Annotated in this window: 9 protein-coding genes; 1 reads left to right on the top strand and 8 read right to left on the bottom strand. The window is 64.7% G+C overall.

The features are described 5' to 3' along the window. Positions 1 to 39: 39 nt before the first annotated feature. Positions 40 to 1,140, bottom strand: a complete 1,101-nt coding sequence (gene gbcB, locus LXM55_RS27465) for a glycine-betaine demethylase subunit GbcB (protein WP_233323272.1) — start codon at positions 1,138 to 1,140, stop codon at positions 40 to 42. A gap of 291 nt (positions 1,141 to 1,431) precedes the next feature. On the opposite strand from gbcB, the gene gbcA reads away from it, so the two are divergent. Further along, positions 1,432 to 2,727, top strand: coding sequence for a glycine-betaine demethylase subunit GbcA (gene gbcA, locus LXM55_RS27460; protein ID WP_233323271.1), 1,296 nt, complete (start codon positions 1,432 to 1,434; stop codon positions 2,725 to 2,727). A 93-nt stretch (positions 2,728 to 2,820) separates the two neighbouring features. Here gbcA and LXM55_RS27455 read toward each other — a convergent pair whose 3' ends face one another. From LXM55_RS27455 to dgcA, 7 genes are all read right to left on the bottom strand, one after another. Next, a complete protein-coding gene (locus LXM55_RS27455; protein WP_233323270.1) occupies positions 2,821 to 4,089 on the bottom strand; it encodes a metallophosphoesterase family protein in 1,269 nt (422 codons plus the stop codon). A 49-nt stretch (positions 4,090 to 4,138) separates the two neighbouring features. Further along, positions 4,139 to 6,007, bottom strand: coding sequence for a c-type cytochrome (locus LXM55_RS27450; RefSeq protein ID WP_233323269.1), 1,869 nt, complete (start codon positions 6,005 to 6,007; stop codon positions 4,139 to 4,141). A 129-nt stretch (positions 6,008 to 6,136) separates the two neighbouring features. Next, positions 6,137 to 9,589, bottom strand: a complete 3,453-nt coding sequence (locus LXM55_RS27445; protein ID WP_233323268.1) for a GMC oxidoreductase — start codon at positions 9,587 to 9,589, stop codon at positions 6,137 to 6,139. A gap of 1,045 nt (positions 9,590 to 10,634) precedes the next feature. Further along, a complete protein-coding gene (etfB, locus tag LXM55_RS27440) occupies positions 10,635 to 11,405 on the bottom strand; it encodes an electron transfer flavoprotein subunit beta (RefSeq protein WP_233323267.1) in 771 nt (256 codons plus the stop codon). Positions 11,406 to 11,414: 9 nt separating this feature from the next. Continuing rightward, positions 11,415 to 12,635, bottom strand: a complete 1,221-nt coding sequence (etfA, locus tag LXM55_RS27435) for an electron transfer flavoprotein subunit alpha (protein ID WP_233323266.1) — start codon at positions 12,633 to 12,635, stop codon at positions 11,415 to 11,417. After that, a complete protein-coding gene (gene dgcB, locus LXM55_RS27430; protein WP_233323265.1) occupies positions 12,635 to 14,584 on the bottom strand; it encodes a dimethylglycine demethylation protein DgcB in 1,950 nt (649 codons plus the stop codon). Before dgcB ends, etfA begins: the two co-directional genes overlap by 1 nt. Positions 14,585 to 14,811: 227 nt before the next feature. Beyond that, complete coding sequence (dgcA, locus tag LXM55_RS27425; protein ID WP_233323264.1) at positions 14,812 to 16,872, bottom strand: dimethylglycine demethylation protein DgcA; 2,061 nt, start codon at positions 16,870 to 16,872, stop codon at positions 14,812 to 14,814. Between the last annotated feature and the right edge of the window lie 3 nt (positions 16,873 to 16,875).

The following is a 16,875-nucleotide window of genomic DNA, read 5'->3' as shown; positions in this document are numbered from 1 at the left end:
TGGGAGTGAGCGGCCGGCTCACTCACCACAAGAGTGGGGTCAGAACTCCACCCGCACGTCGCCCTTGGGCACGCTGCAGCAGGACAGGATGTAGCCTTCGGCTTCGTCTTCCTCGGTGATCCCGCCGTTGTGCTCCATTTCCACTTCACCGCCCAGCTTGAGCACCTTGCAGGTGCCGCAGATGCCCATGCCGCAGGCCTTGGGAATCATCAGGCCGAGCTTGGCCGCGGCGGCATGCACGGTTTCCCCCGGCGCCACGCGGATGCTCTTGCCAGAGGCGGTGAATTCCACCTGATGCAGATCGGCCAGGTCCGGCTCCGGCGCCTCGGCCGCCTGTTCGGCGTGTTCCACGGCGTCGGCGCGGGCTTCGGCCGGGGTCGCGCCGAAGGATTCCTCGTGGTAGCGCGCCATGTCGAAACCGGCGGCTTCCAGCAGGCGCTTGACCGCATTCATGTAGGGCGTCGGCCCGCAGCAGAACACTTCCCGTTCGAGGAAGTCCGGGGCCATCAGCTCCAGCATCTTGTGGTTCAGGTAGCCGCGATAGCCGGCCCAGGGCTCGCCCAGGCCGTGTTTCTCGCAGATCAGGTGCAGGCTGAAGTTGTCGATCCGCGAGGCCATGTGTTCCAGCTCGCGGTGGTAAATGATGTCCTTGGGTGAACGGGCGCTGTGGATGAACACCATGTCGACGTTGGCGTTGGTGTCGTAGAACCAGCGCGCCATGGACATCACCGGGGTGATGCCGACGCCGCCGCTGAGGTAGAGGATCTTCGGGCTGGGGAAGTCGATGGCGTTGAACAGCCCCACCGGCCCGTGCACCGCCAGTTCCTGGCCTTCATGCAGGGTGTCGTGCAGCCAGTTGGAGACCTTGCCGCCCGGCACGCGCTTGATGGTCACCGAAAAACTGTAGGGCACCGACGGCGAGCTGGAAATGGTGTAGGAGCGCATCACCGGCTGGCCTTCGATCTCCAGCTCCAGGGTGACGAACTGCCCGGGCTTGAAGAAGAACATGATCGGCTGGTCGGCCATGAAGCAGAAGGTCCGCACATCCCAGGTTTCCTGGATGACTTTGACGCAACGGACGATGTGACGGCCATTGGCCCAGGTCTGGGTGGTTACCGGGTTGAGGAAGGTGTTGGACATGCTGTTCTCCACGGCCGACTGTCGGCGTCTTGTCAGCGATTCTGCGTAAGGCTTCTCGCGCCCATTTACCTATCTGCGACATTCACATGCTTATCGCGACCAGCCCCCATCTGCCGGGGTTGGCGCGTCGGGAACAGATTGGGCCATGTCGCCCATGGATAAGGTTCCTGGCGCCTGCGGACCCACACTCGCCTCAACGACAACAGCCGTTTTTTTCGTGACTTGCGTAGCACCCACCGTAGCCACTATTTAATTCGCCGGCCGCACAGAACGGCCATGAGGACTTGAACGATGGACGTCACCGCAACCCTGAGCTTGGGCGATCCACTGGAACCTGCACGCAAGGCCACTGCACAGATGCTGCAGGAGCGCGAGCGGACCTTCTCCCTGCCGCAGCCCTTCTACTGCGATGAAAGGCTGTTCGATATCGACATGCAGGAGATCTTCCAGAAGGAATGGCTGATCGCCGGCATGACCTGCGAGATCCCCACCAAGGGCAACTACATCACCCTGCAGATCGGCAAGAACCCGATCATCGTCATCCGCGGTACCGACGGCGTGGTCCACGCCTTCCACAACGTCTGCCGCCACCGCGGTTCGCGGCTGTGCACCAGCGACAAGGGCAAGGTCGCCAAGCTGGTCTGCCACTACCACCAGTGGACCTACGAACTGGACGGCCGCCTGCTGTTCGCCGGCACCGAGATGGGCGCCGACTTCGACATGAAGCAGTACGGCCTGAAACCGGTGAACGTGAAGACCGCCGGCGGCTACATCTTCATTTCCCTGGCCGAGAACCCGCCGGCCATCGACGACTTCCTGGCGACCCTGGCCCATTACATGGAGCCCTACGACATGGAGAACACCAAGGTGGCGGTGCAGACCACCTTGCATGAAAAGGCCAACTGGAAGCTGGTGCTGGAGAACAACCGCGAGTGCTACCACTGCGGCGGCTCGCACCCCGAATTGCTGAAAACCCTGCTGGAATGGGACGACGTCACCGACCCGCGGGCCGACCAGGCGTTCAAGGACCACGTGGCCGCTTCCGCCGCCGCCTGGGAAGCCGAGAAGATCCCTTACGCCCACGCCAGCTTCGGCCTGCGCAACCGCATCGTGCGCATGCCGCTGCTCAAGGGCACCGTGTCCATGACCATGGACGGCAAGCAGGGTTGCGCCAAGCTGATGGGGCGGATCAAGAACCCGGACCTGGGCTCGATGCGCATCCTGCATCTGCCGCATTCGTGGAACCACTGCATGGGCGACCACATCATCGTGTTCACCGTGTGGCCGATCAGCGCCCAGGAAACCATCGTCACCACCAAGTGGCTGGTGCACAAGGATGCCGTGGAAGGTGTCGATTACGACGTCGAGCGCATGCGCCAGGTGTGGGACGCCACCAACGACCAGGACCGGCGCCTGGCGGAAGAAAACCAGCGCGGCATCAACTCCACCGCCTACCAACCGGGCCCGTACTCCAAGACCTACGAGTTCGGCGTGGTCAACTTCGTCGACTGGTACAGCGAGCGCATGCTGAGCAACCTCGGCGCGGAACCGGCGCCTTATCTCAAGGGCGTGCCGGTACACGGATAACATCAGCCGCGAGCGATAAGCGATAAGCAGCAAGACAAGAGCCCGGGGGCGGGGTACGTCGGCCCCCGGGCATTGCCGTCGCTGCAGATCGCATCAAGCAAGTGGCCAGCTGATGACGCCATTCTCGCCAACAAACGCCTCAGTGATCGTGTCCCCCTGCAACCTCACCCTCACGTAGCCATTGCGTACCCGCAGCGGGTAGTTCGGATCGCCGGCCAGTTGGGTTTCCGACCACAGCACGCCCGGCGCGCCGTCCAGTTCGCTGGCATCGCCATAGGGAATCGCGCCGTGGCCGATGCAACGGCCGTTCATGCCGTTCATGTCGGCCTTGGGTGCATAGCAGATGCCATTGTGCAGGTGCCCCCAGTACCAGTAATCCGGCGCCCGATTCCCCAGGGCCGCGTACACCTGCTGATACAACGGGGTCGGATTCTGCCCGGTGATGTCCAGCCCCTGGTGATGGCTGAGCAGCATGATCTTCTTGCCCTGCCCCTGGGTACTGACCAGCGTCTTGAGCCACTGCTGCTGTTCCGGCCCCAGGTTGCCGTCCATGTACAGGCCCATCGGGTCCGAGTAGTAGGCGCTGTCCAGGCCGACGATCAGCCAGTGACTGTTGACCAGGGCGAAATAGCTGGTGCCTCTCTGGCCTGGAAACAGCGAACCGACCTCACTGAAATAGGCATGGGCACCGCTGTACATCTCATGGTTGGAGTTGAGGCTGAACGTGCCTTGCTGGCCCAGGGGCCAGTCCGTCAGATCGTTGCCTTCCTCGGTGCTGTTCCCGGAGTAGTACACGTCCCCCAGGTGCACCGTGAAATCGGGCTTTTCCTGGCGGATCAGGTCTGCGACCCGCTGCGCCGCCGAGTTGGCCTGGAAATACCCGGTCCCCCAATCGCCCGCCAGGTCCAGCAGCACCTCATCATCGATAGTGACCAGCGCCGGGGTGGCGCCGAAGGTCGCATGCTTATGCAGATTCTCGATCCAGCTGATCAGGGCTTCGCTCCACAGCGGGTCGAGCAGCTCCCACTTGCGACAGCCCAGCAGGCTGCCGTCCTTGAGGACCCGGGTCGGTAGCTCGTCCACCGTCTGCGGCAAGGGTTTGGCGGCCCCCAGGTGCAGGAACGACAAGCCATGGGCCAGTTCCCAGGGCACCGGGACCTGGCCCGGCGGCAAGTCGCCGTGGGCAATGGTGTACTGCGCCTGGTCATGGGCACGTTGCAGCAAGCCGACGATGGCCTGCAGCTTTTCGGGCTCAAGCTGTTGAGTCAGCGTGTCCCAGGACAACTTGAGCCTGTCCACCAGGCCGTCGACCCGGTGTTGCACCAGGCCGAGTTCATGTTCCAGATCGGTGACAAAAGCCATGCCGGTATCCCTCTTGGTGGTTGCTCCGCGCGAGCCCGTTGCGCTCGCGTCACAGGGTTTTCATGTACTCGATCAACTGCCACGTCTGCTGCTCGGAGAGCTGCGTGCCGTACAGGTGGCCACTGTTGCTGTTGCCCTCCAGATGCGTGTCGTACTTGAAGTAGCCCGGGCCCTGCAGCGTCGGGCCGCTGGTGATGAAGCCGACCTTCTGCGGGTCATACACATCCGAGCCGGTGTAGAACACCTGGGGCCGCAGTTCCGGCGCCTGCAACAGGTCCCAGAGGCTGGGCACCGAGCCGTTGTGCAGGTACGGCGCGCGCAGCCAGATGCCGTCGGTGGGGGTGTTGCTGTAGCTCTGGGTCTTGCGATAGGCGCCAAAGTCGAACGGCGGTTTCTTGAAGCCGTGGAAGGCCTGGACCAGCCCGGTGGTGAAGGAATCCAGGCGATGTGGGTCGGTGCCCAGTACCTGGATCTGGGTGGTGACCTGGCCGGTGTCGGCCTTGCCGAAATCATGGCAACCGGCGCAGTTGGCTTCCCACAGCGGCTTGCCCTGGGCCGCCTTGGCCTGATCGAGGGCGAACGGCCAGGCCGGCGGCTTGTGCCCCAGCAACCAGTGGGTGACCCGGTTGAAGCTCTGCGGCAGCACCGATTGCGGGGTCGCGCCCACGGCCATCGCCGCCGCGTAGTTGCGCTCGCGGATCTGGTTGTTGTTGCCGTCCCAGTGCAGGTACATCGACTCCCGGGACTTCTGGTTCCAGATCTGCGGCAGGTCCACGGTGCCGATGGTGGAGTCGTCGGGGAAGCCGAACACCACCATCTTGGTCGGATTGAAGGTGTCGGTGCGCCCCGGGCCCTGCGGCGGCCGCAGCTTCTGCCAGGCGTAGGCCTGCTTCTGCTTGAGCAGCGCGCTCCTGGCCATGGGCATGATCAGGTAGCGGTTGTACAGGCGCTCGATGAAGCCCAGCTGGAACTTGGCGTTGACCGCGTTCATCACCGCGTCCACGGTGAATGTCGGGTCGCTGGCGCAATCGTAGGCGAACCACTGGAACGCCTGGAGCTGCATCAGGTTGGCCGGCGCCGTGGGCACCACCTGGGACACATCGCCGGCACTGGCGCGGTAGGCGCCGGTGTGGCACAGGGCGCAGTTGGGCTCCACCGTCGGGTAGCCGAGCTGCCGCTTGGCCATGCCCACCGGCAGGTCCCGGCCGTTCTCGTAGAGGAAGCCGAAGACCTCGTAGCCGCCGGGCCGGGGCAGTTTTTCCGGGCACATCTGTGGCAGCACGGCGAACAGGTAGTAAGGAATCCGCGCCTCGATGCCCAGGCCGATGGCGGCGTATTTGAAGTGGTCCTCGTCGGAGGCTTCCACCGGCTGCGGCACCTCGCGCAGCATGTTGACCCAGGTCTGGTAGCCGACGAATCCCAGGACCAGCAGCGACACCAGGACCCCGACGCGAAAGCGGTGGCGCGCCCAGCAGGCGGCCCAGTGTTCACGCAGGGCCCGCAGCCCGGCACAGAGCAAGGCCCAGGGCCGGTTGGCCGGGAGGTTGCCCAGGTACAGCAGGATACCGAGCACCAGGAACATGCCGAGGTCGCCCATGAGCATGGGCACGAACACCTGGGACGGGTTGCTGGTGTCGATCAGGTAGATCCAGAACGCCACGGCAATCAGCCGCGACAGCACACAGAGCCAGGAATGCACCACGTAGCGCGGCGCATTGAAGCCCGAAGGCATGTAGAACAGGCTGATGCCCACCAGCAGCATGCCGGTGTTCTCCAGCCAGGGATCGGACAATACCGGCGGCAGGCCGACCACCGCGGTCAGCAGCGCCGGGGCAAACAGCGCCGGCAGGGCGAACACCATGTTCATGGCGATGCCCAGCCAGATGAAGCGTTGGAACCAGCGGATATATGCGTTCATCTCAACCTTCCCTGCCTCCCTGTGGAGCGGCCGCCACAGCCTGCACTCAGCCTCGAAGCGTGCTTCCCGCGCTGCCTGTTTCCTGTCCTGGCCCGGGCCCGCGGCTACCTCGCCGCGGGCCGGCCAGGGTCAGCCCTGGGCGGTCTTGTCCAGGTGCGCAAGGATCAGCGGGTACACATCCACCACCGCGTTCTTGCCGAAGATGCAGTCGATATGCCCGTAACCCGGCACCACATGGCGGCTGAACAGCTCGGGGCCATGCAACTGGCACAGGCGCTCGTAGGTCTTCTGCGTGCTTTGCGGCAGGTAGCACTGGTTGTCGGCGCCGCTGATGAAGCAGATCGGCAGCTTCAGCCGGTCGAAATGCGGCATGTAGACGTCGCGCCCCTTGAAGTCCACCAGGTGGCCCTTGCGGCAGATCAGCGCCAGGTGCTCGAAGGTTTCGATGTTGGACGCGCCGAACAGCTCGTGCAGGTTGTCGTGCAGGGTCTGGTTGAGGGTGTCGTGGCGGTACAGCGAGGCGTACATGAAGGTGATGCGGTGGCACACCGGGTTGGTGCAGTAACCCTGGGCTTCAAGCCGGGCATAGCCGTTGAGGGCCGTGTCGTAGAGCTTGTTGAACCAGCTTTCCTTGCTGTCGGCATAGGCCGTCAGCGACTTGATGCCGATGGCGTCGAGCATGCCCGGCAGGTGCAACCCGGCCTTGATCCCGGTGGCGGCGGCCACCACGGTGTCGGCGGCGATCTGCGAGCAGACCACCGAACGCACGCCCTGCAGGCCCGCCAACAGCGACATGAAAAAGGTCGTGGCGCCATAGCAATGCACCACGCATTGCACGTCCCGGGCCCCGGTCGCCTGCTTGATCTGGCCGATGGCGGCCTTGAAGTCGTAGGCGGCGATCTGGTCGCCATTGCATTCCTGCTTGCTCGCCGGCAGCAGGATGCTGACCCGGAAATCCAGGAGCCAGACGTCATAGTCGTGCTTGCACAGGTATTCCAGCAGGTTGGTCTGGATGGTGTCGGTGGAGAAGATGTTGGAGCCCACGCCCAGCCCGTGCACCAGCATCACCGGGCCCTTGCTACCTGCCTGATAACGCGTCAGGCGCAGGTGCACATGGTCCTCGGTCTGGAAGAAATGCACGGTCGGCACCGGCGCATCCAGGGGGCGTTTCAGCCGGGGTGGCGCGTCGGGGTTGAAGTAGATATCCCCGGCGAAGACCCCGCCGTAACTCTCCCAGAGAATCCCGGCGAAAAACTTGCCGAAGCGCGCCAGGGCCTCGATGCGCTCGCGCTCGTTGCGCGCGTTGAGCACCTTCATGGTGGTCATCTGCCGAGCGAAGTCCGCCGGCAGGATGTGCATCACCCCGCTGCCCAGCACCGCGCCGTTCTGGTCCTGGCCACGGTACAGGGTCACGTAGAGGGTGCTGGTGTCGGCCCAGATGTTCAGCACGCCGTGGTCTTCGGGCACGGTCTTGAACGCGCTGAAGAAGTACTCGCTGCCGTCCTCGGCGGTCAGGCGCATGTCGTAGTTCATGTGGCGCACGCCGACCTGCTCCTGGTACTCCTCGAACAGGTTGAACACGCCGTGGCTGGCCACCAGGGGCTGGGGCGACAGCACCGGGGCATTCAGCGTGCCGACCAGGGTCGCGGCGTGCGCGGGCTCCTTGATCATCCGGTCGAGGTCGGCGGCGGTGATGGTCAGGGTGAATTCGATCGGCGAGTTTTCCGCTTCACCACGCTTGGCGGCCGCTTCATACACCTTGAGGTCGGTGCCCTGGGGCTGAGTGAAGGCGCTGGAAAAATACCCCTTCATGGTCTCGGTGAACTGCACCCCCAGGGTCGGTGCCGGCACCGCCTTGCTCGGCGCCGACGGCAGGCGGTAGTCGATCTGCCAGCCACGATCCTGCGCCAGCAGGCGCATATTGCGTTCGCTCACGGCCGAAATGGTCAGCAGCGGATTGACCGCCAGCGACGTCGGAATCACCGCGCCATCCGTCACATACAGCCCGGGGTAAACGTCCGTGCCAGTGGGGCCGCTGAACACCTGGCCCTTGTGGTTGACCACGCCCTGCCCGGCGTCTTCACCCATCACACAGCCGCCCAGCGGGTGCACCGAGACAATGCTGTGCTTGAGCAGCGGGGTCCAGATCGGGTTTTCCACCCAGATCCCGCCCAGCGCCCGGGTGGCCTGGTGCAGGCGTTCGTTACCCAGCACCACGTTGGGCTGTTCGCCCACCCCTGGCCAGTCGATGCGCAGCTGGTCCTGGGCGTCCAGCAGCATGCGCCCACGGCCGTTGTCGTGGCTCATGATCAGGTAGGTCTGCATGTTGTGCAGGGCACCGTGGTAAGGCCCACGCAGAAAGCTCTCGGCCTCGCGCTCCTTGTAACCCAGCTTGCCGCTGAGGCTATCGTCGGTGGGCTGGCCCAGGGTGCTGGCGAACAGCGCCATGCTCGGCACCATGGCCCGGCCCAGGGCGCCGGGAATCGAGCCCTCTTCGATCACCATGCGGCTGCGCCAGTCGCCTTCGCTGCGCATGTCGATGATCGAGGTGATGCAGGGGCCCACCGGTTGCAGCTCGTTGGCCGGGTGGGTGCCAAAGCCGATGCCGTTGATCGGCTGCTCGCAGTTGTGGCCGAAACCGAGGATGTCGCCATTGCCGCTCATGTGTTCGCCGAGCTGGGCCGAGGTGGACAGGCCCTTGGCCCGGGAACGCAGGAGAATTTCCGTGGAGCCCAAGGTCCCGGCGGACAGCACGACGATGTCGGCCTTGACGAACAGGGTCGGCGCCGAGAACTTCTCGCGGCCGCTGTCCAGGTACTGGAAGTGCACGATCCAGCCGTCACCGTCACGCTCCAGGTAGCGCACCTGGGCCTGGCAGAAGATCTCGGCCCCATGGTTGCAGGCGTCCGGCAGGTAGTTCATCAGGGTGGTGTTCTTGGCCTTGTTGTTACAGCCCGAGACGCAGTCGCCGCAGTGGTTGCACGGCAGCTGCTCGACCCCGACGTGGTTGAGGTTGTTGGGCAGTTTGTTGAAGGTCACGTTGATCGGTGGCTTGTAGAAGTGCGTGCCCTGCTTGAGGAAATCCGCGGACTTGCGGTGGGCCTTGAGCTTGGCCAGGGGCGGCGCCGAATCCGGATAGGGGTTGGGCTTGAGCATTTCCCGGGCCCGGGCAAACCCCTCCTTGAGCAGGGTGTCTCGGTGCTCGCGCACGGCCTGGGGCCAGCGCGGGTCGTCGAAGACTCCGGGTTCGGGTTCCAGGGCGACGTTGGCGTTGATCAGCGAAGTGCCCCCCAGGCCACAGCCCACCACCACGTTCTGCTGGGCGTTGACGTGCAAGTCGAACAGCCCGGTGCGCGAGCCAATGTGGCCTTCAGGGTCATGCACCTGGAGTTCTTCGGTGGCGCTGGCCAGGGTGTTGGGGTACTCGCCGGGCTGGATTTCCCGGCCCCGCTCCAGCAGGCAGACCCGGCGGCCGGCCCGGGACAATCGGGAGGCGGCGATGCCGCCCCCGTAGCCGGAGCCGATGACGATAACGTCGTAGTGTTCCTGGATCTCGCTGATGGGGGTCGCGATCCGAGTCATGACGGGATACCTCTCAGGCAAATGGGGCAACTCTGCGGTTGCCTCTGATGGGTAAAGCCAGGCGCGCACCACAGGGCCACGGCGCCAGAAACACCCACAGTGAAATCAGTGCTGAGGGCGCAGGCCCAGGTGCGCGGCTACAGGCGTGCGCGCTGATTGGCGGCGCGGCGGCGGGTACGTCGAGGGAGGGAGGCGCGGGTTGCAAAAGCCGCTGATAGACGACAATCCATTGCCTGAGCTCCCGGCAGCCGGATGTGGATAAGTAACTGCCAAGTCCTTGTGGCATCAGTCAAGACAGGCCCCTTGGCACTGTCAAGGCAGCCCTTAGAACTGTATGAAATTTGATCTATTGCCGTGCACGCTATGAACGACAAGGGGTGCAGCCTTCAGCAAACACCTTATCCACACCTTGGCCCACAGCAACTGTGGGCAAGTGCATGGCGGTTGGGGATATTTCGCCGGGCAATGGCAATAAAAACCGTGACTTATGCAAAAGCAGGGGTTTTGAACGCCATTGATCGATTTTTGAACAAACACCTGAAAGCCACGTCATCAGCGGCCTATAGCGGAAGGCGAACACCTTATCCACAGAAAGGCCAACAGACTTTGGGGGCAACTGGGGTGAATACCTCGGAGCACTGTGGAAAACCCCTGAAAGCCGCGAATAATCGGGCTCCCGGCGGGGTAAGTGGCCGAAAAAGCCGCATTTGGCTAGTTTTTGATCAAAACCCTGCAAGGCACGATCTGTAAGGCCTGTAGCGCTAAGCGAACATCTTATCCACAGAAGCGCCAACAGACTTTGGGGGCAAGTGCTGTGCAAAACTCTCTTCGGCTGTTTCCCCGCCCTGGAAAAAAAGCCTTGAAAAACGCCTGCTTAGCCTGATCAAATTTCGTACAGGCGGCTACAGGGCTTGTTGCACATGGGCTGGAGCAAGGCGCGAACACCTTATCCACAGGTCCGCGCACAGGGATTGTGAGTAACCAGCCCACCAGCCCCTTGCAGGAGCTGGCGGTGCGGCACGAAGGGGGAGGCATAACCTCGAACTCAGCGAACCACGCCTTCTTCGATGAGCAGTTTGAGAATGGCCTCGGCGCCCGCCTCGGGGCTCACGCCCTTGAGCACCTGGCCGGTGCCGCCGCTGGCCTTGGCGGTGGCGGCCTTCATGCGGTCGGCGCCGCTCTTGGCCTTGATCACTTTCAGGCGCTTGGGCCGGGGTTTGGCCGGTTGCAGGCTGGAGGCTGTGAACAACTCGTCCTCCACCACCACGACCTGATCGGCCTGCAGCACGCCGCGACGCGCCGGGCCGTAGGCGCTCTGGCGCGGTTTCGGCGCGGCGTTATCCACAGTGGCGAGGAACGGCAGGCGCACCTTGAGCCGACGCCGCTGGCCACGGGGCAAGGCTTGCAGCACATGGGCCACGCCATCGGCCAGGGACTCGACTTGCGCCAACCCCACCACCAGGGGCCAGCCCAGGTTTTCCGCCAGCAGGAATGGCAGCATGCCGGAGCCTTCGCCGGTTTCCGCCTGGCTACCGGTCAGCACCACCTGGGCGCCAGCGTCACGCAGGTACTGGCTCAGGATCGGCAGGGCATCGGCGCCCGCCGGCTGTTCCAGCACATGCAGCTGTTCCAGGCCCATGCCCAGGTAAGCGCGTAGCGCCGGTTCGGCGACGTCGCCGGCATGCAGCACCTGCAGTTTGTCCCCCGCCAGTTGCAGGCCCAGCTCCACCGCGCGGGCGTCCTGTTCGGCACGCCGTGGGCGGCCGGAAGTCGGGTGCGCGCCTATCGATACCAGGCTGATCACATTGCTGTTCATAACGTCCCCTTAAGCCGCATCGCGCTTGGCGTCGTTGCGGTAGGCCGCTACCGCCGCGATCAAGGCCTTGAGAATTTCCGCGCTGTCGCCAATCACCGACAAGTCGGCGCGCTTGATCATGTCGCAACCCGGGTCGAGGTTGATCGCCACCACCTTGTCGCAGGCGCCAATGCCTTGCAGGTGCTGGATCGCCCCGGAAATCCCCACCGCCACATAGACCCGCGCGGTGACCCAGATGCCGCTGGCCCCCACTTGCCGGTCACGGGCCATGAAACCGTCGTCCACCGCCACCCGCGAGGCGCCTTCGGTGGCGCCCAGGGCCGCGGCGGTCTGGTGAAACAGTGGCCAGTCCTTGACCCCGTTGCCCCCGGAAAAGATGAATTCGGCCTCGGCCATGGGAATCGCCGCCGGGTCCACCGCTACCGCGCCCAGATCCTCGATGCGCGCCAGGCTGCGGGCCACGCTTGTGGATAACTCCACCGGCAAGGCTTCGTGGCGGGTTTCGCTGACCGGCTCGGCGCATTCGGCCGCCGCCAGGATCAAGCGTGGCGCCGGTCGCGCCAGGTCCTGCAAGCCGGCACCGGCACGGCCGATGCACTGCCCGTCCTTGACCTGCCAGACCCGGGTCGCCGGGCGTTCGCCCAGGGCCGCGGCCAGGCGCCGGCCCAGTTCGCCGCCACCGGTGCGGCTGTCGGGCAGCAGCCAATGACGCGGACTGAACTGGTTATCCACAGCCCGCAGGCCCTGCACCCGTTGTTCTGGTGCATAACCGTCGAACTCGCTGCCAGGCAGCACCAGCAGGCGGTCGACGCCCGCCATGGCAAAGGCCGACTCCTTGTGCTCGCCAAACACCACCGCCAGCACCGCGCCGTCCTGGCCCGCCAGTTGCCGGGCCAGGCCCAGCAGGTCGCGGTCGTGGCTGCTCAGGCGGCCGCCGACCATGTCCGGTACCACGCTGATGTAGAACGCCGGTTGCGCCACCTGATGCAGCGGCAACTGCACCTCGGCCGCCGCCGTGCGCTTGGCACTGCCGCCCTGCTGGGCGCCACTGCGGTCGATGCGCTTGAGGCCGTTGGGGCCGATGAAACCGATGCCGTGGGGGTTCTTGCGGATCAGGCCATTGGGGCCCATCCAGCTGTGCTGCGCCGGCTGCATGGCCGCGTGCAGCGGGTGCAGGCGGTTGCGGGCGATCCACTCGGCGCGGGGATCGCGGCGGATAATCTCGCTCATCAGTGCACCTCCGCAGGTTCGGGTTTCACCGCCGCCGGGGCTTTACCCGGGGCGAGCTCTTCGAGCAAGGCATCGGCCACCAGCTCGGCGATGTCCTTGATCATCGGCCGTGGCTCCACCACCCCTTCGAGCATCGCCGTGCACTGTGGACAACCCACGGCCACCAGCTCGGCGCCGGTCTCGCGGATGTCCTGCATGCGCATGTCGGGAATCCGCTGCTTGCCCGGAATGTCGGTGATCGGCGCGCCGCCGCCACCGCCGCAGCAACGGGAACGGAAGCCCGAGCGCTGCATTTCCTTGATCTCGATGCCCAGGGCCCGCAGCACTTCGCGCGGCGCTTCGTACTCGCCGTTGTAGCGCCCCAGGTAGCAAGGGTCGTGATAGGTCACGCTGCTGCCCTTGTGCTGGCCCAGGTTCAGCGCACCAGCGTCGATCAGTTCGGCCAGATAGGTGCTGTGGTGCTGCACCAGATAGTGGCCGTTGAAGGCGCCGTATTCATTTTTCAGCACATGGAAACTGTGGGGATCGCAGGTGACGATGCGCTTGAAGCGGTACTTGGCCAGGGTCTGGATATTGCGCTTGGCCAGCAGCTGGAAGGTCGCTTCGTCGCCCAGGCGCCGGGCCACGTCGCCGCTGTCACGCTCTTCCAGGCCGAGCACGGCGAAGTCCACCTTGGCCGCCTTGAGCACCTTGACGAAGGCCCGCAGGGTGCGCTGGTTGCGCATGTCGAAGGCGCCGTCGCCGACCCAGAACAGCACGTCGGTGCTTTGCTTTTCGCTGAGCAGGGACAGGTTCAGGTCCGCCGCCCAGTTCATCCGCCCGCCTGGGTTGAAGCCGCCGGGGTTGTCGGTGGCGATGAGGTTTTCCAGGACCTCGGCGCCCTTGTTCGGGGTCGCGCCCTTCTCCAGGGTCAGGTGACGACGCATGTCGACGATGGCATCGACGTGCTCGATCATCATCGGGCATTCCTCGACGCAGGCCCGGCAGGTGGTGCAAGACCACAGGGTCTCTGCATCCACCAGGCCGTTGACGATGGGCTGGTGCGGATGGCCGCCATGTTCGCCAATGGCTTTGCCAGGGTACGGGCTGCCGGCGAACTGCGCGTCAGTGCCGCCGGCCAGGCCGACCACCATGTCCTGGATCAGTTTCTTCGGGTTCAGCGGCTGGCCGGCGGCGAAGGCCGGGCACGCCGCCTCGCACTTGCCGCACTGCACGCAAGCGTCGAAGCCCAGCAGCTGGTTCCAGGTGAAGTCCTTGGGTTTTTCCACGCCCAGGGGCACGCTTGGGTCTTCCAGGTCCAGCGGCTTGAGGCCGGTGGAGCGGCCGCCGCCAAAGCGTTCGGCGCGGCGGTGCCAGGCCAGGTGCAGGGCCCCGGCGAAGGCGTGCTTCATCGGCCCGCCCCAGGTCATGCCGAAGAACAACTCGGTCACGCCCCAGAGCACGCCGACCGCCAAGATCGCCGCCAGCACCCAGCCGCCGAAGTGTTCCGGCAGGATCCCGGCCACGGGCAGGGTCACCACAAAGAAACTCACGGAAAACGCCAGTAGGCTTTTCGGCAGGCGCATCCATGGCCCCTTGGACAGCCGCGCCGGCGGGTTGCGCCGGCGCTTGGCGACAAACAGCGCGCCGACGAACATCAGCGTGGTCGCCAGCAGCAAGGCATAGCCGAGGATGCGGCTGTGCAGGCCGAAACCATGCACCAGGATCGCCAGCACCGCCGCCAGGACGAAGCCGCCCGCCGTGGCCACGTGGGTGTTGGCCATGTATTTGTCCCGGGCCACCACATGGTGCAGGTCCACCATGTAGCGCTTGGGCATGGCCAGCAGGCCGCCGATCAGGTCGACCTTGGAGGCCCGCCCCTGGCGCCACAGGGCCACGCGCCGCAGCGCGCCGAGGACCGCAAGGCCAACGGCGGCGAACAACAGAATGGGAAGAAGGGTGTTCAACATCACAGTCACCTTACAGTCAGCTGCAAGCGGCAAGCTTCAAGCGGCAAGAAAGAGCAATGTGAGCAGTGCTTTCGCTTGCAGCTTGCAGCCGGAAACTTGCAGTTGCCGCTAAAAATCCTCACAGAGCCGAGTGCGTCCTATCGACCGCGCGCTTCCAGCAGCAAGAAAGAGCAATCGCGAACGCCTGCTTCAACTTGCCGCTTGCAGCTTGAAACTTGCAGCTGCCGCTAAAAGTCCTTGCACAGGCGCAGTGCGTCGTAGATCGCGGCGTGGGTATTGCGCTGGGACACGCAGTCGCCGATGCGGAACAACAGGTAGCCCTCCCCCGTTTCGCTCAGGCACGGCTGCGGCTTGATCGCGAACAGCGCCTCGACGTCCATCTGGCCCTTGTTGCGCGAACCTTCCTTGAGCCCGTAGTAGAGCTCCTCGTCGGGACGCACGCCGTTTTCCACCACCACCTGGTCCACCACCCGCTCTTCGCGGGCGCCGGTGTATTCGTTCTCCAGCACCGCCACCAGCTTGTCGCCCTCGCGGTAGACCTTCTCCAGGGTCAGGTCCCCGGTCATGATCACTTCCTTGGGGTACAGGCTGCGGTAGTAGGTGGGGAACGAGGTGCCGCCCACGGCGATGCCCGGCTTGATGTCGTCGGTGACGATCTCCACTTGCGAGCCCTTGTCGGCGATGAAGTCGGTGACCGACATGCCGGTGAACTCGCAGATGGTGTCGTAGACCAGCACGTTCTTGCCCGGCGCCACCTTGCCGTCGAGGATGTCCCAGCTGCTGACCACCAGCCCTTCGGCGGCGCCCCAGTGTTCGTTCTGCTCGATGAACGGATGGCCGCCCACGGCCAGCACCACCACGTCGGGGCGCAGGTCGAGGATGGTCGCGGTGTCTGCCGCGGTGCCCAGGCGCAGGTCGACCTTCAGGCGCGCCAGTTCCAGCTGATACCAGCGGGTGATGCCGGCGATCTGATCGCGTTGCGGAGCCTTGGAGGCGGTGGTGATCTGCCCGCCAATGGCCTCTTTCTTCTCGAACAGGGTCACGTCGTGGCCGCGCTCGGCGGCGACACGGGCGGCTTCCATACCCGCCGGGCCGGCCCCGACCACCACCACCTTGCGCTTGATGCCGGTGGTTTTCTCGATGATGTGCGGCACGCCCATGTATTCACGGGACGTGGCGGCGTTCTGAATGCACAGCACGTCCAGGCCCTGGTACTGGCGGTCGATGCAGTAGTTGGCGCCGACGCACTGCTTGATCTGGTCGATCTGGCCCATCTTGATCTTGGCGATCAGGTGCGGGTCGGCCATGTGCGCGCGGGTCATGCCGACCATGTCGACGTAACCGCCTTCGAGAATTCGCGTGGCCTGGTTCGGGTCCTTGATGTTCTGTGCGTGCAGCACCGGAACCTTGACCACTTCCTTGATGCCCGCCGCCAGGTGCAGGAACGGCTCCGGCGGGAAGCTCATGTTGGGGATGACGTTGGCCAGGGTATTGTGGGTGTCGCAGCCCGAGCCGACCACGCCGAGGAAATCCAGCATGCCGGTGTCGTCGTAGTACTTGGCGATCTGTTTCATGTCCTCGTGGGACAGGCCGTCCGGGTGGAACTCGTCACCGCAGATGCGCATGCCGACGCAGAAATCGTCGCCGACTTCAGCGCGCACCGCCTTGAGCACTTCCAGGCCGAAACGCATGCGCTTCTCGAAGGTGCCGCCCCATTCATCGGTGCGCTTGTTGACCCGCGGGCTCCAGAACTGGTCGATCATGTGCTGGTGCACCGCCGACAGTTCGACGCCGTCCAGGCCACCGGCCTTGGCCCGGCGCGCGGCCTGGGCGTAGTTGCCGATCACCCGCCAGATCTCTTCCGGCTCGATGGTCTTGCAGGTGGCGCGGTGCACCGGTTCGCGCACACCGGACGGCGACATCAGGGTCGGCCAGTTGAAGCCGTCCCAGCGCGAGCGACGGCCCATGTGGGTAATCTGGATCATGATCTTGGCGCCATGCTTGTGCATGGCGTCGGCCAGGTTCTGGAAGTGCGGGATGATGCGGTCGGTGGACAGGTTCACCGAGCTCCACCATTCCTGCGGGCTGTCGATGGCCACCACCGAGGAACCGCCGCAGATCGCCAGGCCGATGCCGCCCTTGGCCTTTTCTTCGTAGTACTTCACATACCGTTCAGTCGTCATGCCGCCGTCAGTCGCGTAGACCTCGGCGTGGGCGGTACTGAGCACACGGTTGCGGATGGTCAGTTTGCCGATCTGGATCGGCTGGAACATCGCTTCGAAAGCCATTTT

The organism is Pseudomonas sp. Au-Pse12 (genome assembly GCF_021341665.1).
Taxonomy (GTDB): Bacteria; Pseudomonadota; Gammaproteobacteria; order Pseudomonadales; family Pseudomonadaceae; genus Aquipseudomonas.
Note: the sequence above shows the minus strand (reverse complement) of the source record. Positions and strands in the feature narration are given on the sequence as shown.